A 22,721-nucleotide genomic window follows, 5' to 3' on the forward strand; every position below is an offset into this window, starting at 1 on the left:
ATTTAGTAAAAGATAACAAAAGTCGGCGAGGTTTCCGCATAATAGTGTAAGGAATGTTAGATCCATCACTTTTTAGTTCGCTATAAACTTCCCGATGCGGATGAATAATACGAGGGAAATTTACTGAAAAGAGATGCAGCGGCCCGCGCTTGCTTTACAATGGTTTGCGTCGATGGTGCAACGTCAGATAAGGAAAACAATGGCCACACTAAAAGATATCGCGACCGAAGCAGGCGTTTCACTGGCGACGGTTTCCCGGGTATTAAACGACGACCCCACTCTGAACGTGAAAGAAGAGACAAAGCACCGCATTCTTGAGGTAGCGGAAAAGCTGGAATATAAAAGCACCAGCTCGCGTAAGACTCAGGTTCATACCGTCGGCCACCATCATATTCTGGCTATCTACAGCTACCAGCAGGATCTGGAAATCAACGATCCTTACTATCTGGCGATCCGCCACGGTATCGAAACGCAGTGTGAAAAGCTCGGTATTGAGCTGACCAACTGCTACTTTAACAACGCGCTACCCGAGCTGAAAAAAGTGACCGGCGTTCTGATTGTCGGCCAGCCTTCGCGGGCGATTCGCGACGCAGCCACGGCGTTAACCGACAACGTCTGCTTTATTGATTTCCATGAGCCAGGCAGCAGCTACGACGCCGTCGATATCGATCTGGTGCGTATCGCCAAAGAAGTTATCGACTTTTTTATCGCCCAGGGCGCGCGGCGCATCGGCTTTATTGGTGGCCAGGATGAGCCGGGTAAAGCCGACATTCGCGAAGTGGCCTTCGTCGAATATGGCCGCCTGAAGGGGGTGGTTTCGGAAGAAGATATCTGGCGCGGCGGGTTTTCCAGCTCCTCCGGCTATGAGCTGGCAAAAACGATGCTGGCCAGGGCGGATTTCCCCACCGCGCTGTTCGTCGCGTCAGACTCTATCGCCATCGGCGTGCTGCGGGCTATTCATGAACGCGGCCTCGCGATCCCGGAAGATATCTCGCTCATTAGCGTTAACGATATCCCCACCGCGCGTTTTACTTTTCCGCCGCTCTCCACGGTGCGCATTCATTCAGAAATGATGGGCAGCCAGGGCGTTAATCTGCTGGTTGAAAAAGCCCGCGATGGCCGTGCGCTGCCGCTAAACGTCTTTGTCCCCAGCGTGCTGAAGCTGCGCGGCACCACCCGCTAATCCCCCGTTCTGACGCTAAATCCTCTGCGCCTGTCTCCCGGGGGCGGCGCTTGACGCGCCTTGCCCGGGCTACGGGTTCACCGCCGTCTGCCAAACGGTAGCCCGGACAGGCGCAGCGCGCCGCCTCCGGGATTTTCCTCCATCCCCCATCCTCTGCACCTTTTCCCCATCCTGACCCCTGGCGGCCAACCCGCTCATTTTGTGATCGAGTTAAAGTAAATCACTCCCGACGGTTTTATTTAGTAAAACTTTTACTAAAATGCGTTCTATCCGTTTAGTCCGTTCAGGGAGGCGATATGAATCGCTGGGAAAATCTTCAACTCACTCATGAAAACCGGCTGCCTCCGCGCGCCTATTTCTTCTCTTACGATTCGCAGGCCCTGGCGCGAACCTTCGCCCGTGAAACCAGCAGCCGCTTTTTGTCCCTTAGCGGACAGTGGAAATTCTGCTTCTTTAACAACCCGCTGCGGGTGCCGGAAGCGTTCACCTCGCAATACATGAGCGACTGGGGGCCGATTACCGTACCGGGAATGTGGCAGATGGAAGGACACGGCCAGCTACAGTATACCGACGAAGGCTTTCCCTTCCCGATTGACGTTCCCTACGTGCCGACCGACAACCCTACCGGCGCCTATCAGCGCATCTTTACCCTCAGCGAGGGCTGGCAGGACCAGCAGACTCTGATTAAATTTGATGGCGTTGAGACCTATTTTGAAATTTACGTTAACGGTCAGTACATCGGTTTCAGCAAAGGCAGCCGCCTGACGGCGGAGTTTGATATTAGTCACGCGGTAAAAACCGGCGACAACCTGCTTTGCGTGCGCGTCATGCAGTGGGCGGACTCCACCTATATAGAAGATCAGGATATGTGGTGGTCGGCGGGTATCTTCCGTGACGTGTATCTGGTGGGCAAAAACCCGCTTCACGTCCAGGACTTCACTCTGCGCACCGATTTTAACGATGACTACGTCGACGCCACCCTCTCCTGCCAGCTGGTGCTGGAAAATCTCGCCGCGCAGCCGGGCGCAGCCACATTGGAATACGCGCTGTTCGACGGCGAAAAGGCGCTGTATGAAGGCGTAACGCCGCACCTGAGCATCAGCCAGCAGCTGAACGTCAACTTTGCGATCGACGTGAAGGCGCCGCAGCAGTGGTCGGCGGAAAATCCTTATCTCTATCACCTGGTGATGACGCTGAAAAACGCCGCCGGAGAGATTATCGAAGTTATCCCGCAGCGCGTCGGTTTTCGCGATATCAAAGTGCGCAACGGCCTGTTCTACATCAATAACCGCTACGTGATGCTGCACGGCGTTAACCGCCACGACAACGACCATCTGAAGGGGCGTGCCGTAGGGATGGACCGCGTTGAGAAAGATCTGCTGCTGATGAAGCAGCACAATATCAACTCGGTACGCACCGCCCACTACCCCAATGACCCGCGTTTCTATGAGATGTGCGACATTTACGGTCTGTTCGTGATGGCGGAAACCGATGTCGAATCCCACGGCTTCGCCAACGTCGGCAATCTGAGCGCCATCACCGATGATCCGGCATGGGAGCATATATACGTCGAACGAATCGTGCGCCACATTCACGCGCAGAAAAACCATCCGTCGATCATTATCTGGTCGCTGGGTAACGAGTCCGGCTACGGCTGCAACATTCGGGCGATGTATCATGCCGCTAAAGCGATCGACGATACCCGTCTGGTGCATTACGAAGAGGATCGCGACGCGGAGGTGGTGGATATCATCTCTACCATGTATACCCGCGTGCCGCTGATGAACGAATTCGGGGAATATCCGCATGCCAAACCGCGAATTATCTGCGAATACGCCCATGCGATGGGCAACGGTCCCGGCGGGCTGAGCGAATACCAGAACGTGTTCTATCAACACGACAGTATTCAGGGCCACTACGTCTGGGAGTGGTGCGATCACGGGATTCAGGCCACCGATGACAGCGGCGCGGTTTGGTACAAATTCGGCGGCGATTACGGGGACTATCCTAATAACTACAACTTCTGTCTTGACGGTCTGATTTTCTCCGACCAGACGCCTGGGCCCGGCCTCAGAGAGTACAAACAGGTTATCGCCCCGGTAAAAGTTCAGGCAACCGACATCACCCGCGGCGAACTGCGCATCGATAATAAGCTCTGGTTCTCGACGCTTGATGACTATACCCTGCGCGTGGAAGTTCGCGCCGAAGGGGCTACGCTTGCCAGCCAACAGCTTAAGGTGCGCGATCTTGCGCCAAACAGCGGCCGCGATATCACCATTGACCTGCCAGAACTGGACGATCGCGAAACCTTCCTCAACATCCTGGTGACCAAAGACTCGCGCACGCCGTATAGCGAGGCCAACCATCCGATCGTCGTTTACCAGTTCCAGCTAAAAGAACAGACGGCAACGAAATCGCCGCTGATGAATGCCAGCGCAACCCCGCTACAGATAGTTGATGAACGACTGAGCTACAGCATCACCGGGCATAACTTCCGCGTGGTCTTCTCTAAAGTCAACGGCAAACTGAGCGAATGGCAGGTGAACGGCGTAGACCAGGTGACCCGTGAGCCGAAGATTAACTTCTTCAAGCCGATGATTGATAACCACAAGCAGGAATATGAGGGGCTGTGGCAGCCCAGTCACCTGCAAATTATGCAGGAGCATCTGCGTGAATTCAGCGCCGAACAGCGTGGAGACTCGGTGATTATCACCACCCGCAGCATTATCGCTCCGCCGGTTTTCGATTTTGGCATGCGTTGTACCTATCGCTGGCAGATTACCCCGCAGGGCCATATTAACGTTGAGCTTGCGGGGGAACGTTATGGCGACTATCCGCATATCGTGCCGTGCATCGGTTTTATGCTGGGCATTAACGGTCAGTTTGAACAGGTGAATTACTACGGTCGCGGTCCCGGTGAAAACTACGCCGACAGCCAGCAGAGCAACATCATTGATGTCTGGCGCACCACCGTGGACGACATGTTCGTGAACTACCCGTTCCCGCAGAACAACGGCAACCGCCAGCACGTCCGCTGGGCCGCGTTTACCGACCGTCACGGCAGCGGCCTGATGGTGGTCCCGCGCGATCCGCTCAACATCAGCGCCTGGCACTATACGGCGGAGAATCTGCACGCCGCGCAGCACTGTAACGAACTGCGTCGCAGCGATGACATCACCCTGAATATCGACGCCCAACTGCTCGGCCTGGGCTCTAACTCCTGGGGGAGCGAGGTGCTGGATAGCTGGCGGGTGTGGCTCAAACCGTTCAACTATGGCTTTACGCTGCTGCCGCTGGAAGGCGGGAGCGCTTCCTCGCAGACGCTGGCGAATCATAGCTTTGGTGCCGGTTTCTTTTCCTCCGATTCATACAGCGAGGCTGAAAAATGAGAATTCTCGATAATTTAGAACAATTTAAGCAAATTTATCACAGTGGACGTAAATGGCAGCGCTGCGTAGAAGCTATCAATAATGTCGATAATATCCGGCCTGGAGTTGCCCATTCGATAGGCGATTCGCTCTCCTATCGCGTGGCAAGCGACAGCACCACGGATGCGCTGTTCGTTGGCAACCGCCGCTATTTCGAGGTGCATTACTACCTCCAGGGTCAGCAAAAAATTGAGTTTGCCGCTAAAGAGCAGCTGCAGACCGTCGCCTGCTATCGCGATGAAACTGACCGTGAATATTTGAAAGGCATTGGTGAAACCGTGCAGGTCCATGAAGGACAAATGGTGATTTGCGATACCCACGAAGCTTATCGCTTTATCTGCGACTCGCCGGTCAAAAAGGTGGTGCTCAGAGTGACTATCGAAGACGGCTACTTCCTGAATAAGTAAGCCCGCGTTACGCAAGATGAGGCCAGCGGATCGACTCGTTGGCCTTCCCGGTCCCAGCCCTCAATGCGGGCCAGATCATTTTCCGGAGGACTTATGTCCGAATCAGTTCGTGCCAAAATAGGGAAGTTCGCCCTACTGTCGATGGCGTTTGCCGCCGTATTTAACGTACGAAATATCGTTAATAATAACATCGAGTTAGGGCTCAGTTCCGCCCCTATCTTTCTGTTTGCCACGGTGGTCTATTTTATTCCGTTTGTCTTTATCATCGCCGAATTCGTGTCAGCGAATAAAAATTCCGAATCAGGTATGTACGCCTGGCTGAAGCAGCCTTTAGGTACCCGCGCGGCCTATCTCGGCTCGTTCCTGTACTGGTTTGTGAACCTGTTCTTTTTCCTGTCGCTGCTGCCGAACGTGGTGGCCTACGCCTCGTACGCCATTATGGGTTACGCCATTCCCTTCTCGCCGATGGTCACTTCGCTGATCTCTATCGTTCTGTTCGCCATGGCCACCCACATTTCCACCAAAGGCGCGACCTGGCTGGGGAAAATCTCCGAATGCGTGGCTTATGGCGTCTTCGCGCTCTTTGCGATTTACGTGGTCGGTGCTATTACCGCGCTGGGCGCGGGCCATGTCCCCGCGCAGCCGATTACGCTGCACGCCATGGCGCCTACCATCAACTGGGCGACGCTGGGGATTATGTGCTGGATCTTCCAGGCGGCTGGCGGGGCTGAAACCGTTGCCGCATATCTGAACGATACTAAAGGCGGGCAGAAATCGTTTATTAAAGTCATCATCACCGCCGGGATCCTGATTGGCGGCATGTATGCGCTGGGTTCTCTGCTGGTCAACGTCTTTGTGGCACGGGAAGACCTGACCTATGCAGCCGGTATGGTGGAAATTTTCACCGGTCTCGGCGCTTATTTCCATATTTCCGAAGCGCTGATGGGCCGCTTCGTCGGCATCATTCTGTTTATCGCCATTTTCGGCAGCATGATGATGTGGACCGCCGCACCGGTAAAAATTCACTTCTCGGAAATTCCTGCCGGCATCTATGGCAAAAAAACCACCGAGCTGAACGTCCACGGCGTGCCGGTGCGCGCCGCCTGGTGGCAATTTGTCTTCGTCTTTCTGATGCTCATCGTGAATGGTTTCGGCTCCGCCAGCGTTCAGCAAATGATGAACACCGCCATCAACCTGACCGCCGGGACCGCAATGCTACCGCCGCTGTTTATCATGGCCGCCTACTTTGTTTTCCGCTGGAAACATGACGACACGCCGCGCGACTTCCGCATGGGTTCAAGAAAAGTTGGGATGGCCGTGGTGTCGATGCTTATCGTTATTTTCCTGGTCAGCATGACCGCCTCCGCTTTCCCGCCAGGAGTCGACCTGGTGAACGCCTTCTTCATTAACGTCTTTATGACCGCAGTCTTCTCCGGACTCGCATGGTGGTGGATAACCCGCTTTGAGAAAAAACAGCGCAAGAACCAACAACCAGGCCTGAAATCAGCGGCAAATACGGTGAAATAAGCCACCGTTGCTCCCGCCAGCGGTATATCCCCTGGCGGGATTTTTTTACCCGCAAGCCATGATCTGTCGCCCAACCATTTTCGTGATCGAGTTAAAGCAATTCATTTTTACCGCTTTTATTTACTAAATATTTTACTAAAATTAACCACAATACTTAACTGCCTCTACCTTACAAACAACACAATCCCCTTCGGCCATTCTCTGAAGGACAATGTGTGGAGATGTGTTATGTCTGATATCAAACGTAATACCATCGGCAAGTTTGGCCTGCTGTCGCTAACCTTCGCCGCCGTCTTCAGTTTTAATAACGTGATCAATAACAATATTGAGCTGGGACTGGCGTCGGCGCCGATGTTCTTCCTTGCAACCCTGCTCTACTTTGTTCCTTTCTGTCTGATCATCGCGGAATTCGTTTCGCTGAATAAAAACTCCGAAGCGGGCGTTTATGCCTGGGTGAAAAGCTCGCTAGGGGGGCGCTGGGCCTTTATTACCGCCTATACCTACTGGTTCGTGAATCTGTTCTTTTTTACCTCGCTGCTGCCGAGGGTAATCGCTTATGCCTCCTACGCTTTCCTCGGCTACGAGTACATTCTGACTCCGGTCGCCACCACGATGTTGAGCATGGCGCTGTTCGCCCTGTCGACCTGGGTTTCCACCAACGGCGCAAAAATGCTGGGTCCAATCACCTCGGTCACTTCATCGTTAATGCTGCTGCTGACGCTCTCCTACATTCTGCTTTCCGGCGGCGCGCTGGTGGGCGGTATTCAACCAGCGGATCCGATTACCGTGGATGCAATGATCCCGAACTTTAACTGGGCGTTCCTCGGTGTCACCACCTGGATCTTTATGGCGGCCGGCGGGGCGGAGTCCGTCGCGGTGTACGTCAATGACGTGAAAGGCGGATCGAAATCATTTGTTAAGGTCATTATCCTCGCCGGGATCGTGATTGGCGTGCTGTACTCCATTTCCTCGGTACTGATAAACGTGTTTATCAGCAGTAAAGAGCTGAAATTTACCGGCGGATCGGTACAGGTCTTCCACGGCATGGCGGTATGGTTTGGCCTGCCCGAAATCGTGGTCAACCGTTTTGTCGGCCTGGTCTCCTTTACCGCCATGTTTGGTTCGTTATTAATGTGGACCGCGACGCCGGTCAAAATCTTTTTCTCCGAAATCCCGCCCGGAATATTTGGTAAAAAAACCGTTGAGCTCAATCAAAACGGCGTACCGGCGCGCGCGGCGTGGATCCAGTTCCTGATTGTGATTCCACTAATGATAATTCCGATGATGGGCTCCAGTACCGTGCAGGATTTAATGAATACCATCATCAATATGACCGCCGCCGCCTCGATGCTGCCGCCGCTGTTTATCATGCTGGCGTACCTTAATCTGCGCCGCAAGCTCGATCATCTGCCGCGCGATTTTAAAATGGGTTCACGCACCACCGGTATTACGGTGGTCTCCATGCTGATTGTTATTTTCGCTATCGGCTTCGTCGCCTCAACCTTTCCCACCGGCGGCAATATTCTGACGATTATTTTCTATAACGTCGGCGGAATCGTTATCTTCCTCGGATTTGCATGGTGGAAATACAGCAAATACGTGAAAGGTTTAACTCGGGAAGAAAAAAGAATTGAAGCAGCGCCAGCCTCTGACGCGTCTTAATCTATTTTTCTTAAATAAAAAACCACAATACCTCTAAATAAAATGATGAAAAAGAACAGGCCTATTTACTGGGCGCTTGCCGCCCTGGCTTTTTGCACACCGGCTATTGCCGTCGATGTGGCGCATCCGGCGGAACATGATGACATGAAAATGCCAGAACTTAATGCCACCTCATACCGTTTTTACGGTGAATTGGGGGTTGGCGGATATATGGATCTAGAAGGTGAGGACAAGCATAAATATAGTGATGGCACCTATATTGAAGGCGGACTGGAAATAAAGCACGGCAGCTGGTTTGGTTTAATTTATGGCGAAGGCTGGACGGTTCAGGCCGATCGTCAGGGAAATGCCTGGGTAGCGGACCACGGCTGGGGCGGATTTGAAGGTGGAATAAACCGCTTCTACGGCGGATATAAAACCGAGAGCAGCACCGAGATTATGCTCAGCCTGCGCCAGGATTCATCGCTCGACGATCTGCAGTGGTGGGGCGATTTCACGCCCGACCTCGGCTACGTGATCCCCAATACGCGCGATATTATGTACGCGCTCAAGGTGCAGAACCTGGCGGGAGATTTTCGCTACAGCGTGACCGCCACGCCCGCCGGGCACCACGATGAAAGCAAAGCGTGGCTCCATTTCGGCAAATACGACCGCTACGACGATAAATATACCTACCCGGCGATGGTCAACGGCTACATCCAGTACGATCTCGCGAACGAGGTGACCTGGATGAATGGGCTTGAGGTGACGGATGGGACCGGCCAGCTATTTTTGACCGGTATTCTCACCCCCAACCTTGCCGCCCGCGCCTGGCATCATACCGGGCGCGCCAGGGGAAAAGACGTGCCGGGAACGGAGACCGGCTTTATGGCCAGCGCTATGTATGAAGCGCTCAAGGGCGTGTATCTCTCTACCGCCTATAGCTACGCCAAACACCGCCCGGATCGCGCCGCCGAGGAAACCACCTCGTTTATGCAGTTCGGCATCTGGTACGAATACGGCGGCGGACGTTTTGCCACCGCTGCGGACAGCCGCTTCTACATGAAAAATGCCTCCGGCAACCCGAGCGATCAGGTTTTCCTGATGCAATATTTCTATTGGTAAAAAGGGATATCAATACCGTGAAGATTACCACTACTCTTACGCCGCTGGCCTGCGCCCTACTGCTAAGCTTTTCCGCCCACGCGCTGACCGCGGATGACTTTAAAAATGTTATCAACCGCAGCGGCGCGCCGCAGGCGATGCAGGATTTTGATAACGATGACCACCAGCGCTTCAACCCGTTTTTCGATTTGGGCGCATGGCATGGGCATCTGCTGCCTGATGGTCCGGCCACCATGGGCGGATTTCCCGGACCCGCGCTGCTCACTGAGGAGTACATCAACTTTATGGCGACCAATTTCGATCGCCTGACGGTATACCAGAACGGCAAAAAAGTCGCCTTCACCCTGCAGGCCTGGAGCCTGCCCGGCGCGCTGGTGCAAAAGCTCTCCGCGGCCGGCGTACAGGTCGAGATGACCCTGCGCTTTGCCAGCGCGCACACCTCTTTACTGGAGACTAAAATCACCAGTAGCAGCCCGCTTAAGCTGGTCTGGGACGGCGAGTTGCTGGAGAAACTCTCCGCCAAAGAGGGGAAACCGCAGTCAACGCAAACCATCGACCAGGCTTTCCCGGACTATCAGCGCCGCCTGAGCGCGACCCACGACGGCCTGACCGTCAGCTTCGGCAAAGTCCGCTCCGCATCGGATTTAATGACCTCCGGCGAATCGCAGTATCAGATCCATCGCTCCCTGCCGACGGTCACCCAAATCGACGGCCATCGATTCACCAGCAGCGCGCAAATCAACGGCTCGACCACGCTCTATACCACCTACTCGCACCTGCTGAACGCCGAGCAGGTTCGGCTCGAGAAAGCGCAAATCCGCGATATTCTTGCGCGACCGGTACACTATCTGCGCGCTTCCGAGGCGCGCTGGAACGGCTATCTGCAAAAGGGGCTGACCAATCCTGATGCTACGGCGCAGCAAACCCGGGTGGCGGTAAAAGCGATCGAAACCCTTAACGGTAACTGGCGCGCGCCGGGCGGCGCCGTTAAGCACAACACCGTCACGCCGTCGGTAACCGGGCGCTGGTTCTCAGGCAACCAGACCTGGCCGTGGGATACCTGGAAGCAGGCCTACGCCATGGCCCACTTCAACCCGGAGATCGCGAAAGAGAACATCCGTGCCGTCTTCTCCTGGCAGATTGCCGCCGACGATAAAGTGCGGCCGCAGGATGCCGGGTTCATTCCGGATCTGATCGCCTGGAACCTGAGCCCGGAACGCGGCGGCGACGGCAGCAACTGGAACGAGCGAAATACCAAACCGAGCCTGGCGGCCTGGTCGGTGATGGAAGTCTATAACGTTACGAAAGATAAAGCCTGGCTGGCGGAGATGTATCCGAAGCTAGTGGCCTACCATGACTGGTGGCTGCGCAACCGCGACCACAACGGCAACGGCGTGCCGGAGTACGGCGCGACCCGCGATAAAGCGCACAACACCGCCGATGGCGCGATGCTGTTTACCGTGAAAAAGGGCGATAAAGAACGGACGCTTTCCGGCCTGAAAACCTACGAGCAGGTGACGGCGAAAGGCGATTACGACAGCCTGGAGATCCCGGCGCAGGTGGCCGCCTCCTGGGAGTCGGGGCGCGACGACGCGGCGGTTTTCGGCTTTATCGATAAAGATCAGTTGGATAAATACATCGCTGGCGGCGGCAAGCGTAGCGACTGGACGGTGAAATTTGCTGAAAACCGGGATAAAAGCGGCAATCTGCTCGGCTATTCGCTGCTGCAGGAGTCGGTCGATCAGGCCAGCTACATGTACAGCGACAACCACTATCTGGCGGAGATGGCGGCCCTTCTCGGCAAGCCGGAGGAGGCAAAACGCTACCGGGCGCTGGCGAAAAAGCTCGCCGACTATATCAACACCTGCATGTTCGACCCGCAGAGCAAATTCTATTACGACATTCGCATTGAAGCGCAGCCGCTGGCAAACGGCTGCGCCGGTAGGCCGATCGTCGAGCGCGGCAAAGGCCCGGAGGGCTGGTCGCCGCTGTTCAACGGCGCGGCCACTCAGGCGCATGCCGATGACGTCATTTCGGTGATGCTGGACGCCAAAGAGTTCAACACTTTCGTACCGCTGGGTACCGCCGCATTAACGAATCCGGCGTTTGGCGCGGATATTTACTGGCGCGGCCGCGTGTGGGTGGACCAGTTCTGGTTCGGCCTGAAGGGGATGGAGCGCTACGGCCACCGCGAAGAGGCGCTGCAGCTGGCGGACGCCTTCTTCAGGCACGCCCGGGGGCTCACCTCCGATGGCCCGATCCAGGAGAACTACAATCCGCTCACCGGCGCTCAGCAGGGCGCGCCGAACTTCTCCTGGAGCGCGGCGCATCTGTACATGCTGTATAACGAGTTTTTCCGTAAACCATAGGCTAGTGCCCTTACCCTAACCCTCTCCCACAGGGAGAGGGAACGGTCCGGCTCCCGATTTAACAGACGGCTCCTCTTTTCCCCCTCTTTCCGTGGGAGAGGACTCGTCTTACACCTCCGGCAGCAGGCCGATAAAGCTGCGTTTCTGCCGCGGCTGCGACATCAGCGCCTCCAGCTTCTCTACGCAGGCCAGATAGTGCGGGGTTTTCTTGTGCGCCAACACCGCTTCATCATCTTTATAGGCTTCATAAATAAAAAAGCGCGTCTTCACCTCCGGGTCCTGCAGGACATCAAAGCGAAGATTGCCCGGCTCCTGCAGCGCCCCCTCGTGGTTGGCGCGGAATACCTCAAGAAACTCGTCGACCCGTTCCGGTTTGATATTGATTTCTACCAGCGTTACGTTCATTGCAGCTCTCCCTGTTTTTCCTCCTGCCAGAACTGATACGCCTCGCGGGCGCTCAGGTTCTCATGCACCACTTTTTTCACCGCCTTCAGCATCGCGCGCGGCGCGCTGGACTGGAAGATATTCCGTCCCATATCGACGCCGGATGCGCCCTGGTCAATCGCCCGCCAGCACATCTCGAGCGCCTCCTGCTCCGGCAGCTTTTTGCCCCCGGCGATGACGATCGGCACCGGGCAGCTGGCGGTCACTTTCTCAAAGCCTTCCTCAACAAAGTAGGTTTTTACAAACTGCGCCCCCATTTCAGCGGCAATGCGGCTGGCCAGCGAGAAGTAGCGGGCGTCGCGGGCCATCTCTTTACCCACCCCGGTTACCGCCAGCACCGGCATACCGTAGCGGTTGCCGGCGTCCACCAGCTTGATGATGTTGTTGATGGACTGATGCTCATGTTCGCTGCCGATATAGACCTGCGCCGCCACCGCGCAGACGTTCAGGCGCAGCGCATCTTCCATCGCCACCGCCACGCACTCGTTGGAAAGTTCGCTGAGGATCGAGTTGCCGCCGGAAGCGCGCAGCACCACCGGTTTGTTGGTCGCGGCCGGCACCTGACTGCGCAGTACGCCGCGGGTGCACATCAGCACGTCGGTCTCCTCGAACAGCGGCGCGATAGAGAGATCGATACGCTCCAGACCGGTAGTCGGCCCCTGAAAATAGCCGTGATCGAAAGCCAGCATCACCGTGCGATTGCTCTGCGGATTAAAGATACGCGCCAGCCGCGACTGCATCCCCCACTCCAGCGACCCACAGCCCTTCAGCGTATAGAGCGTGTTCTGCTGCGGACGGTCTAAGCCGAAGTTTTTTCCCTCTTTGATATCGTCTAAATCAGCCATCTCATCCTCCATCAGAAATCGTAGTTATTGATATTCTCTTTGGTGAACACCACCCGCTCCGGCAGCAGCACGATGCCGTTGCCTTTCGCTTCATACTGATAACCCTGCACGCTGTTGGGCTCGACTTTCAGGGTGCCGAGATCTTTCACATCAACGCTGTCGCCGACGTTAAGATCGCCCTTTTTCAGCAGACGATCGGCGACGTTAACCGCGATCTTGCCTTGCTGTACCACGTCCCACAGGCCGAAGGCTTTTACCGTGCCGCGCTCTACATAGGGGCGCATCACGTTCGGGGTACTGAAGCCGACAATCGCCACGCCCTGGCGCTTAAGGTTCTCTGCCGCCTGGGCGGCGGCCGGAAGCGCGTTGGCGTCCGGGGCGATAATGGCGTCGAGATCCGGGTACGCTTTTAAGATCCCCTCGGCAGTTTGCAGCGATTTGGTGGCGTCGTTATAGCCAAACTGCGTGGTCACCACTTCCCACTGCGGATGCGCTTTTTCAATTTTGGCTTTCGCCTCTTTTACCCACTGGTTCTGATCGGTCACCGTTGGGCTGGAGTAGAAAAACGCCACCTTGGCGGTGGGTTTCGTCACCTGTTTTTCCGCCATCTCCACCAGCAGGCCGCCAAGCTGCTGCGGCGTCCCCTGGTTGATATAGATGCTGCGGCACTCTGGTTTGGTATCGGAGTCCCAGGTCAGAACCTTGACCCCGCGCTGCATCGCCCGCTTCAGCGCCGGGCACAGGCCGTCCGGCGATACGGCGGAGACGATAATCGCGTTGTAGCCCTGGTTGACGAAGTTGTTGATCAGCTGCACCTGGCCGGAGACGCTCGGTTCGGTCGGGCCGTCATAGGTGACGTCCACGCCGAGCGCTTTGCCCGCCTCTTTCGCGCCGTTACCGCCGCTGGTAAAGAAGCCGACGCCGACCAGCTTAGGAATAAAGGCGATGCGGTCCGCCGCCTGAGCGGTTGCCACGCTTAACGCCAGCGCCAGGGCGCTCGTTTGCAGGATTCGTTTGGTTTTCATCGTATGTTTATGCTCCGATTGTCTTATGCGCGAGAAAGACGCCGCCAGGTCATCCGCACCCACTCACGGTGCAGACTCAGCGAACGCCCCATCACCACCACAACCAACAGCGCCCCTGACAGCGCGCTCGACACCTGGTTGGGGATGCCGACCATTTGCAAACCTTGTTGTAAATAGCCCACCAGCAGCGCGGCAAGCGCCGTGCCGACGATCGAGCCGGAACCGCCGTAGATATTGGCCCCGCCGAGCACCGCGGCGGTCAGCGCCGGCATCAGCAGGTCGCGGCCTAAGTCCGAGCGCGCCGAGCCGAAATAGGAGACCATCACCAGCGCCGCCACCGCCGACGCTACGCCCACCAGGCCATACAGCGCGTAGGGCATCCCGTTAACGGAAAGCGCGGCGTAGCGCGCGGCGCGCGGGTTCTGGCCAAGCAGAAAAAGGTGCCGCCCAAAGCGCCCGCGGTGGGCCAGCAGCCAGAAGAAAAAGGTGATAACGGCGAACAGCACCAGCGGTATCGGCAGGCCGAACAGGGTCAGATTGGCGAAGGCGGTAAAGCTATCCGGGAATCCGCCGATGCCTTCGTAGCCGGTCGCCCCGGCCATGCCCGAAAGCAGCAGCGCGCCGCCGCCGTAGAGGTACAGGGTGCCAAGGGTAATCACCAGCGGGCTAATACCGGTGTAGTGAATCAGCGCCGCGTTCAGCAGCCCGCACAGCAGGCCGAGCAGCAGCGTCAGGGGGATCGCGAGGCTCATTGGCCAGCCCGCCTGCATCATCACCCCCAGCGCGATGGCGCACAGGCCGATAGTGGAACCGAGCGAAATATCAATCCCGCCGCTGATGATCACCAGCGTCAGCGGCAGCGCCACGATGCCGATGCAGATAAAGTCGCTGGTGCTGAACAGCAGCATATTGAGATCGAGCATGCGCGGATTGAGGGTGCCAAACAGCAGGATCTCCACCACCAGTAATCCCAGCAGCGCGCTTTCCCAGTTGAGCTTCATTTACGCCACCTCTTTATTTTTGCGTTCAGGAAACGGGGCCACGCGCTTGCCCCCTTTATTGCCGGGCTGAAAGCGACTGTATTTCAGCGCCCGCTGATGGCGGGTCAGCGCCTGACGCAGCCGCCCGTCGAGCACCAGTACGCCGAGCAGCACCAGGCCGGCAATGAAGTCGTTCCACCACGCCGGGAGACGAAACAGCACCAGCACGGTATCGATTTGGGTGAGGAAGAAGGCGCCGAGAAAAGCGCCGAGCAGCGTGCCGGTACCGCCCAGCAGCGAGATCCCGCCGAGCACGCAGGCGGCGATGGCTTTCATCTCCAGGCCGCTGCCGGTCTGATTGGGCACAAATCCAATCTGCGCGGCGAACACAATCCCGGCGCAGGCCGCCAGCATGCCGTTAAGGGTGAATGCCAGCATCCGCGTGCGGTTCACCGCCACCCCAAGCTGGCGGGCAGCGGCAAGGTTATCGCCGACGGCGTAAAAATCACGGCCAAAGGCAGTACGCGATAGTATCCCGCCGCCCGCCAGCAGTAGCGCCAGCACCAGCCAGCCCAGCGGAGAAATGCCGATGAATGCCGGTTCCGACAGCGCTTTCAGGCTGTTCGGCAAACCTTCAATCCACTTACCGCCGGTCCACAGCAGCATCACCCCGCGATAAAGGCCGAGGGTGCCGAGAGTGGCGACAATCGCCGGGATGCGCAGCCCCACCACCAGCAGGCCGTTAAAGGCGCCAGCCAGCGCGCCGATCGCCAGCGCAAAGGCGATGGCGGTCATCAGCCCATACCCGCTATTTAGCGCCACGCCTGTCGCGATAGCGCTCAGGCCAACGGTGGAGCCCACCGAAACGTCAATATTGCGGGTGAGCATCACCAGCGTCGCCCCCAGCGCCAGCAGGCAAAGGATTTGCGAGCTGGCGAAAATCATGCCCAGGGTTTGTAAGCTGAAATAAGCCGGGTTGAGCGCCACCAGCCCGGCAAACAGCACCACGATGGCGAGGAAGGCGCTCAGTTCGCGATTCTTTAATAACGTTTTCATGCCTGCCCTCCGAAGGCCAGGGTCATCATCCGGTCAACGCTGACCGCCTGCTGCGCCAGCTCGCCGCTCTGCCTGCCCTGATGCATTACAACCACCCGATCGGCCAGGCCAACGAACTCGTCGAGATCGCTGGAGATCATCAATACCGCCACGTTCTGCGCGGCGACGCTTTTCAGCAGCTGATAGATGTCGGCGCGGGCGGAAACGTCCACGCCGCGGGTCGGTTCATCGACGATCAGCAGCAGCGGGTTAGCCTCCAGGCAGCGCGCCAACAGTACCTTCTGCTGGTTACCGCCGGAGAGCGTGCGCACCGGACGATCGCCATCGGCTATTTTGATCCCCAGCGCCCGGTGATAGCGCTCCACCACCGCCGCTTCGCGCCGGTTCTGCTGCCACAGCGACGGTTGGTTAAACATCACCGTGTTCCAGCGCACCGGCGCATCGAGAAACAGTCCGGAAACCTGTCTGTCCTCCGGCAGATAGACCAGCCCGCTGGCCAGCCTGGCGCGCGTGCTGTCGCGGCTGATATCGCGGTTTTCCAGCCACACCCGCCCTGCGCGAGCCGGTCGCAGACCATAGAGCGTTTCAGCAAATTCGGTACGCCCGGATCCGACCAGCCCGGCGAGGCCGACGATCTCCCCGGCGCGGATCTCCAGATTGAGATCGATAAAGCCCTCTCCGGTCAGATCTTCGACCCGCAGCACCGGAAAATCCTGCGCCTGAGTGCGACGATTGCCCGGCAGCGCCAGCCACAACTTTTGCGTGTCGCTCAGGGCTCGATCGCGACTGACCGGCGTCATTGCGCCAATCAGCTGGTTGTCGCCGTAGTGCGCGGTTTCCCCGCTCAGCACCACCGCGCCATCGCGCATCACCGAAACGTGGCTGGCGACCTGGCGGATCTCCGGCAGCTTGTGCGAGATAAACACGATCCCGACACCGAGCGCCTGCAAAGAGCGGATCTGGCGAAACAGGCGATCGGTTTCTCCCGGCGTCAATGAGGCGGTGGGCTCATCGAGGATCAGGATCTGCGCGTCGCGCATCAGCCCGCGCAGGATCTCCACCATTTGCTGATCGGCCACTTCCAGCGTGCTGGCCGCCGCCTCAAGGTTAAGCTGGCAATTAAGCTGCTGAAGCTTTTCCTGCAGATGGTTCTCGTTATCCGCCCGCTTCGGCAGACGAAAAAGAATATTTTCCCGCACCGTCAGATTGGGGAATAACATCGGTTCCTGCGGCACCAGATACACGCCCTGCTGATGGGCCTGGGCGGGAGTAAGGCGCGCAAATGTACGTTCGCCGAGGATGAGCTCACCGCTGTCAGGGGTCTCTACCCCGGCAATAATCTTCATCAGCGTCGATTTTCCGGCGCCGTTGCCGCCCATCAGCGCGTGCACCTGGCCGGAAAGCAGCGTGAAATCAATATGCTTCAGCACGGTCACGCCGGAGAACTGTTTGCAGATTTGGCGAGCTTCAAGCAGTGGCTTCATCATCGCGCCTCGTTTTGAACAAAAGATTTTTTGAATTAATAATGTTCAAAAGCGTAGACGGTGAACTATATTTACAACCGTGCAACGATCACAGTTTTATGCTTTCGATCGTTTGAATAAAACCAGCGAACAACGAAAGATCGGTTTTGCCAGTCGGCTCACATTTTCCGACCACGCAATAACGAACATATGATCTAAATTTTTATAAGAGTTCACTTTATGAGCGAAAAACGCATTACGGAAGAGAGCCGCTACGCCGGGCTGGCGTTAGCCGAGGAGGAGCTGGTGGCGCGGGTAGCGTGGTGTTACTACCACGACGGCCTGACGCAGAACGACATCGGCGAGCGTTTAGGGCTGCCGCGGTTAAAAATCTCCCGCCTGCTGGAAAAAGGCCGCCAGTCGGGAGTGATCCGCGTACAGATTAATTCGCGCTATGAGGGCTGTCTGGCGCTGGAAACCGAACTCCAGCAGCGCTTTGGCCTGAAAATCGCCCGCGTGCTGCCGGCGCTCAATACCCCGCCGATGAACACCCGCCTGGGGATTGGCGCAGCGCAATCGTTAATGGGCGTGCTGGAGCCAGGACAACTGCTGGCGGTGGGCTTTGGCGAAGCCACCATGAGCTGCCTGCAGCATCTGAGCGGGTTTATCGGTTCCCAACAGGTTCGGCTGGTGACGCTTTCCGGCGGCGTAGGTCCGTATATGACCGGCATTGGCCAGCTGGATGCCGCCTGTAGCGTCAGCATGATCCCCGCGCCGCTGAGGGTGTCATCGGCGGATGTAGCGGAGATCCTGCGCCGGGAATCGAGCGTACGCGATGTGATCCTGGCCGCCACGGCGGCGGATGCGGCAGTGGTAGGTATCGGGGCCATTGACCAGCGCCGGGACGCCACCATCCTGCGCTCCGGCTATATCAGCGAAGGCGAGCAGCTGATGTACGCCCGCAAAGGGGCGGTCGGCGACATTTTAGGTTATTTCCTGCAGGCCGACGGTAAACCGGTTGAAGGGCTGGAGATCCATCGGGAACTGCTTGGCGTCACCCTTGATGAACTGGCGCAGCTGCCGACTATCGTTGGCGTCGCCGGGGGCACAGAAAAAGCGCAGGCGATTTACGCGGCCCTTATCGGCAAGCGGATTAATGGCCTGGTAACGGAAGAGACAACAGCACGCGCGGTGCTGACGCTGGCCTCATAAATGGCCCTGCGCCGCGCAACACGAGCGAGGCGCATGTCATGAGTTACCTGTTAGCGTTAGATGCCGGGACCGGCAGCGTTCGGGCGGTCGTATTCGATCTCCAGGGCCGTCAGATTGCGGTCGGTCAGGCCGAATGGAAGCACCTGAGCGTTGAGAATGTCCCCGGCTCAATGGAGTTCGATCTCAGCGTCAACTGGCAGCTGGCCTGTCAGTGTATCCGCCAGGCGCTGGCCGCCGCCCATCTCTCTGCGGCGGATATTCAGTCCGTGGCCTGCTGCTCGATGCGTGAAGGCATCGTGCTTTACGACCGCAACGGCGAGGCCATCTGGGCCTGCGCCAACGTTGACGCTCGCGCCAGCCGCGAGGTGGCGGAGCTCAAAGAGATCCACGACGACCGTTTTGAATCCGAAGTGTACAGCGTGTCGGGGCAGACCCTGGCGCTGAGCGCCATGCCGCGCCTGCTTTGGCTGGCCCACCATCGCCCGGATATCTACCGCAAAGCGGCGACCATCACCATGATCAGCGACTGGCTGGCGGCGAAGCTCTCCGGCGAGCTGGCGGTCGACCCTTCTAACGCCGGAACCACCGGCATGCTCGACCTGTTCAGCCGCGACTGGCGCCCGGCGCTGCTGGATATGGCCGGACTGCGGGCCGATATTCTCTCGCCGGTCAAGGAGACCGGCAGCGTACTGGGGGCGGTGACCGACGCAGCGGCGGCGCAAAGCGGGCTGCGCGCAGGCACGCCGGTGGTGATGGGCGGCGGCGACGTCCAGCTCGGCTGCCTGGGTCTCGGCGTGGTGCGCGCCGGGCAGACGGCGGTGCTCGGCGGCACTTTCTGGCAGCAGGTGGTTAACCTGCCGGAAGTCCGTACTGACCCGGAGATGAATATTCGCGTTAACCCGCACGTCATACCCGGCATGGCGCAGGCGGAGTCCATCAGCTTTTTTACCGGCCTGACCATGCGCTGGTTCCGTGATGCTTTTTGCGCAGAAGAGAAGCTCATTGCCGAGCGCCTCGGCGTTGACGCCTACAGCCTGCTCGAAGAGATGGCCAGCCGCGTACCGGCGGGTTCCCACGGGGTGATGCCGATTTTCTCTGACGCCATGCACTTTAAGCAGTGGTACCACGCTGCACCATCGTTTATTAACCTCTCCATCGACCCGGAAAAATGCAATAAGGCCACGCTTTTCCGTGCGCTGGAAGAGAACGCGGCGATTGTCTCCGCCTGCAACCTGGCGCAGATTTCGCAGTTTTCCGGCGTGCAGTTTGATAGCCTGGTCTTTGCCGGCGGCGGTGCAAAAGGGGCGCTGTGGAGCCAGATCCTCAGCGATGTCACCGGTCTGCCGGTGCGGGTGCCGGAAGTCCGCGAAGCGACGGCGCTGGGCTGCGCGATCGCCGCCGGCACCGGCGCCGGGCTATACGCCGATATGGCGACAACGGGTGAGAGACTGGTGAGCTGGTACCGGGAATTTACGCCTAATCCCGCGCATCGGGAGCTGTATCAGGAGATGATGACCAAATGGCAGTCGGTGTACGCCGAGCAGCTCGGTCTGGTGGACAGCGGATTGACGACCTCCATGTGGCAGGCGCCGGGTCTGGCGCGCCGCGAGCGCGTTGCCCCCTCACCCTAAGCCTCTCCCCGACAGGAGAGAGAACAGTCCGGGCTTCACTGGCCCCCTGCGCTATTCCGCCCTTCTCCCTTTCCCGGTGGGAGAAGGGAGAACCTTCCGCCGTTCTTTGAATCCCATCACAATCGCCGCACTCCCCTTTTCCCTTTTTGCCCGCGGCGGCTAAATTAGTAACTCATCCGACCACATAACAATAATTTTACACTGGAAGAGATTATGAGCCGCTACCCGTCGCTTTTCGCCCCGCTTGAGCTGGGGTTCACTACGCTCAAAAACCGCGTGTTGATGGGCTCAATGCATACTGGCCTGGAGGAGCTCCCGGATGGCGCGCAGCGGCTGGCGGCTTTTTACGCCGAGCGCGCCCGCCACGGGGTAGCGCTGATCGTCACCGGCGGAATTGCCCCCGCCCCTTCCGGCGTCACCATGGCGGGCGGGGCGGTGCTTAACGACGCCAGTCACCTCTCCCATCATCGCTATATTACCGACGCGGTACACGAGGAGGGCGGCAAAATCGCCCTGCAGATCCTGCATACCGGGCGCTACAGCTACCAACCGAAGCTGGTGGCCCCTTCCGCGCTGCAGGCGCCGATCAACCCCTTTACGCCTCACGAACTGAGCCACGAAGAGATCTTACAGCTGATCGATGATTTTGCCCGCTGCGCCCAGCTGGCGCGAGAAGCCGGGTACGACGGCGTCGAAGTGATGGGCTCGGAAGGCTATCTGATTAACGAATTTCTTGCCGCACGAACCAACCTGCGCGACGACCAGTGGGGCGGCGACTACGCCCGACGCATGCGTTTTGCCATAGAGGTGGTCAGAGCCGTACGGGAGCGCGCAGGCAACGACTTTATTATTATCTATCGTCTGTCAATGCTTGACCTTGTCAGCGGCGGCAGCACCCTGGCGGAAGTCACCGAGCTGGCAAAAGCCATTGAGGCCGCAGGGGCAACGATTATCAATACCGGTATCGGCTGGCACGAGGCGCGTATTCCCACCATCGCCACACCGGTACCGCGCGGCGCCTTTAGCTGGGTCACCCGTAAGCTGAAAGGCGCGGTGTCGATCCCGCTGGTCACCACCAACCGGATTAACGATCCCGATGTGGCGGAAGCGATCCTGGCTCGCGGAGACGCCGATATGGTATCAATGGCCCGCCCTTTCCTCGCCGACAGCGAATTTCTCTCCAAAGCACAAAGCGGACGGGCGGAAGAGATCAATACCTGCATCGGCTGCAACCAGGCCTGCCTCGATCGGATCTTCGCCGGCAAGGTCACCTCGTGCCTGGTCAACCCGCGCGCCTGCCATGAAACCCTGATGCCGATAGCGCCCGCGACCACGCCGAAGCGGCTGGCGGTGGTCGGCGCTGGTCCTGCCGGGCTGGCCTTTGCGGTTAACGCCGCCTCGCGCGGACATCAGGTTACCCTTTTTGATGGTCATTGCGAGATTGGCGGCCAGTTTAATATCGCCAAACAGATCCCCGGCAAAGAGGAATTCTACGAAACCCTGCGCTACTATCGCCAGATGCTCGATCTTCACGCTGTCGATCTGCGATTGAATACCCACGTCACGGCCGGGGATCTGCGGGCATTTGATGAAATCGTCCTCGCCACCGGGATCGCCCCGCGGATGCCGGATATCGCCGGGATCGAGCATCCCAAAGTGCTGAGCTACCTCGATGTCCTGCGCGATAAAGCGCCGGTAGGCGAGAAGGTGGCGATTATCGGCTGCGGCGGGATCGGCTTTGATACGGCCATGTACCTCAGCCAGTCCGGCATTGCCACCAGCCAGAATATCGGCGAGTTCTGTGCAGAATGGGGGATCGATACCAGCCTGCAGAACGCCGGCGGACTGCGCCCGGAGGGGATGCAGCTGGCTAAAAGCCCGCGCCAGATCGTGATGCTGCAGCGCAAAACCAGCAAGCCCGGCGACGGGCTGGGGAAAACTACCGGCTGGATCCATCGCGCTACCCTGCTGGCCCGCGGCGTCAAAATGATCCCCGGCGTCAGCTATCAACGGATCGATGATGCCGGCTTACATGTGACGATCGGCGGCGAATCTCAGGTGCTTAACGTTGATCATGTGATTATCTGCGCCGGTCAGGATCCCCGCCGCGAGCTGGCCGATCCGCTGCGGGCGGCGGGTAAAACGGTACATTTGATCGGCGGCTGCGACGTGGCGCTGGAGCTGGACGCCCGGCGGGCTATCGCTCAGGGCACCCGGCTGGCGCTGTCGATTTAAAAGTTCATGCTCAGACAATCGCGAGCGCCATAGGTAAACTCGCGATTGTCATTTCCCTGCGTGAGTCGGTACATCACTATCGCCCCAGCCTGATACAAACGGCAATCTTGATATTGCTGGCAGCGATAGCTTCACTCAGCGATTTTCCCC

General features: G+C 58.1%; 15 protein-coding genes and 1 pseudogene. 10 read left to right on the forward strand and 6 right to left on the reverse strand.

The genetic code is table 11. The features are described from left to right. The first annotated feature begins 199 nt into the window (after positions 1–199). From ebgR to ygjK, 7 genes are all read left to right on the forward strand, one after another. On the forward strand, positions 200–1,183 hold the full coding sequence (gene ebgR, locus HMPREF3178_RS19090) for a transcriptional regulator EbgR (protein ID WP_004105931.1): 984 nt from the start codon (positions 200–202) through the stop codon (positions 1,181–1,183). Between the two features lie 296 nt (positions 1,184–1,479). Beyond that, complete coding sequence (gene ebgA, locus HMPREF3178_RS19095) at positions 1,480–4,572, forward strand: beta-galactosidase subunit alpha (protein ID WP_017145393.1); 3,093 nt, start codon at positions 1,480–1,482, stop codon at positions 4,570–4,572. Continuing rightward, positions 4,569–5,018: a beta-galactosidase subunit beta gene (locus HMPREF3178_RS19100; RefSeq protein WP_004105933.1), complete on the forward strand. Its 450-nt coding sequence runs from the start codon at positions 4,569–4,571 to the stop codon at positions 5,016–5,018. The genes ebgA and HMPREF3178_RS19100 overlap by 4 nt, the downstream gene beginning before the upstream one ends. Before the next feature lie 93 nt (positions 5,019–5,111). Then, positions 5,112–6,545, forward strand: a complete 1,434-nt coding sequence (locus HMPREF3178_RS19105; protein WP_004105934.1) for an amino acid permease — start codon at positions 5,112–5,114, stop codon at positions 6,543–6,545. Between the two features lie 228 nt (positions 6,546–6,773). Beyond that, entirely contained in the window at positions 6,774–8,207 is a 1,434-nt protein-coding gene (locus tag HMPREF3178_RS19110) for an amino acid permease (RefSeq protein WP_004105935.1), read from the forward strand. 45 nt (positions 8,208–8,252) lie between these two features. After that, the gene (ygjJ, locus tag HMPREF3178_RS19115) at positions 8,253–9,311 is read left to right on the forward strand and encodes a protein YgjJ (protein WP_017145392.1); all 1,059 of its coding nucleotides are present in this window, start codon (positions 8,253–8,255) and stop codon (positions 9,309–9,311) included. 17 nt (positions 9,312–9,328) lie between these two features. Beyond that, complete coding sequence (gene ygjK / locus HMPREF3178_RS19120; RefSeq protein WP_070585416.1) at positions 9,329–11,680, forward strand: alpha-glucosidase; 2,352 nt, start codon at positions 9,329–9,331, stop codon at positions 11,678–11,680. Positions 11,681–11,788: 108 nt separating this feature from the next. Here ygjK and lsrG read toward each other — a convergent pair whose 3' ends face one another. The 6 genes and pseudogenes from lsrG to lsrA all read right to left on the reverse strand — a co-directional run bounded on the left by lsrG (position 11,789) and on the right by lsrA (position 17,514). After that, positions 11,789–12,085: a (4S)-4-hydroxy-5-phosphonooxypentane-2,3-dione isomerase gene (lsrG, locus tag HMPREF3178_RS19125; protein WP_004105938.1), complete on the reverse strand. Its 297-nt coding sequence runs from the start codon at positions 12,083–12,085 to the stop codon at positions 11,789–11,791. Beyond that, on the reverse strand, positions 12,082–12,969 hold the full coding sequence (gene lsrF / locus HMPREF3178_RS19130; protein ID WP_004105939.1) for a 3-hydroxy-5-phosphonooxypentane-2,4-dione thiolase: 888 nt from the start codon (positions 12,967–12,969) through the stop codon (positions 12,082–12,084). The genes lsrG and lsrF overlap by 4 nt, the downstream gene beginning before the upstream one ends. A gap of 11 nt (positions 12,970–12,980) precedes the next feature. Further along, positions 12,981–13,994 carry an autoinducer 2 ABC transporter substrate-binding protein LsrB gene (lsrB, locus tag HMPREF3178_RS19135; protein ID WP_004105940.1) on the reverse strand — a complete coding sequence of 338 codons (1,014 nt, stop codon included), beginning with the start codon at positions 13,992–13,994 and terminating at the stop codon, positions 12,981–12,983. A 7-nt stretch (positions 13,995–14,001) separates the two neighbouring features. After that, a pseudogene (lsrD, locus tag HMPREF3178_RS19140) lies at positions 14,002–14,995 on the reverse strand (autoinducer 2 ABC transporter permease LsrD). Next, positions 14,996–16,030 (reverse strand): autoinducer 2 ABC transporter permease LsrC, encoded by a 1,035-nt coding sequence (gene lsrC / locus HMPREF3178_RS19145; RefSeq protein ID WP_017145390.1) that lies wholly within the window; start codon positions 16,028–16,030, stop codon positions 14,996–14,998. It lies immediately after the preceding pseudogene. Next, complete coding sequence (gene lsrA / locus HMPREF3178_RS19150; RefSeq protein WP_017145389.1) at positions 16,027–17,514, reverse strand: autoinducer 2 ABC transporter ATP-binding protein LsrA; 1,488 nt, start codon at positions 17,512–17,514, stop codon at positions 16,027–16,029. The genes lsrC and lsrA overlap by 4 nt, the downstream gene beginning before the upstream one ends. A gap of 219 nt (positions 17,515–17,733) precedes the next feature. On the opposite strand from lsrA, the gene lsrR reads away from it, so the two are divergent. The 3 genes from lsrR to HMPREF3178_RS19165 all read left to right on the forward strand — a co-directional run bounded on the left by lsrR (position 17,734) and on the right by HMPREF3178_RS19165 (position 22,571). Next, positions 17,734–18,705 (forward strand): transcriptional regulator LsrR, encoded by a 972-nt coding sequence (gene lsrR, locus HMPREF3178_RS19155; protein ID WP_004105944.1) that lies wholly within the window; start codon positions 17,734–17,736, stop codon positions 18,703–18,705. 38 nt (positions 18,706–18,743) lie between these two features. Then, positions 18,744–20,336 (forward strand): autoinducer-2 kinase, encoded by a 1,593-nt coding sequence (gene lsrK, locus HMPREF3178_RS19160; RefSeq protein ID WP_017145388.1) that lies wholly within the window; start codon positions 18,744–18,746, stop codon positions 20,334–20,336. Positions 20,337–20,549: 213 nt separating this feature from the next. Further along, positions 20,550–22,571: an NADPH-dependent 2,4-dienoyl-CoA reductase gene (locus HMPREF3178_RS19165; protein ID WP_017145387.1), complete on the forward strand. Its 2,022-nt coding sequence runs from the start codon at positions 20,550–20,552 to the stop codon at positions 22,569–22,571. Positions 22,572–22,721 lie beyond the last annotated feature (150 nt).

Origin of the sequence: Klebsiella sp. HMSC09D12, from assembly GCF_001808475.1 — a bacterium.
Classification (GTDB): domain Bacteria; phylum Pseudomonadota; class Gammaproteobacteria; order Enterobacterales; family Enterobacteriaceae; genus Klebsiella; species Klebsiella oxytoca.

Excerpts from the sequence above, each read along its gene's own strand:
- ebgR (WP_004105931.1), top strand. The coding sequence starts at position 200 with ATGGCCACACTAAAAGATATCGCGACCGAAGCAGGCGTTTCACTGGCG.
- ebgA (WP_017145393.1), top strand. The coding sequence starts at position 1,480 with ATGAATCGCTGGGAAAATCTTCAACTCACTCATGAAAACCGGCTGCCT.
- HMPREF3178_RS19100 (WP_004105933.1), top strand. The coding sequence starts at position 4,569 with ATGAGAATTCTCGATAATTTAGAACAATTTAAGCAAATTTATCACAGT.
- HMPREF3178_RS19105 (WP_004105934.1), top strand. The coding sequence starts at position 5,112 with ATGTCCGAATCAGTTCGTGCCAAAATAGGGAAGTTCGCCCTACTGTCG.
- HMPREF3178_RS19110 (WP_004105935.1), top strand. The coding sequence starts at position 6,774 with ATGTCTGATATCAAACGTAATACCATCGGCAAGTTTGGCCTGCTGTCG.
- ygjJ (WP_017145392.1), top strand. The coding sequence starts at position 8,253 with ATGAAAAAGAACAGGCCTATTTACTGGGCGCTTGCCGCCCTGGCTTTT.
- lsrG (WP_004105938.1), bottom strand. The coding sequence starts at position 12,085 with ATGAACGTAACGCTGGTAGAAATCAATATCAAACCGGAACGGGTCGAC.
- lsrF (WP_004105939.1), bottom strand. The coding sequence starts at position 12,969 with ATGGCTGATTTAGACGATATCAAAGAGGGAAAAAACTTCGGCTTAGAC.
- lsrB (WP_004105940.1), bottom strand. The coding sequence starts at position 13,994 with ATGAAAACCAAACGAATCCTGCAAACGAGCGCCCTGGCGCTGGCGTTA.
- lsrC (WP_017145390.1), bottom strand. The coding sequence starts at position 16,030 with ATGAAAACGTTATTAAAGAATCGCGAACTGAGCGCCTTCCTCGCCATC.
- lsrA (WP_017145389.1), bottom strand. The coding sequence starts at position 17,514 with ATGAAGCCACTGCTTGAAGCTCGCCAAATCTGCAAACAGTTCTCCGGC.
- lsrR (WP_004105944.1), top strand. The coding sequence starts at position 17,734 with ATGAGCGAAAAACGCATTACGGAAGAGAGCCGCTACGCCGGGCTGGCG.
- lsrK (WP_017145388.1), top strand. The coding sequence starts at position 18,744 with ATGAGTTACCTGTTAGCGTTAGATGCCGGGACCGGCAGCGTTCGGGCG.
- HMPREF3178_RS19165 (WP_017145387.1), top strand. The coding sequence starts at position 20,550 with ATGAGCCGCTACCCGTCGCTTTTCGCCCCGCTTGAGCTGGGGTTCACT.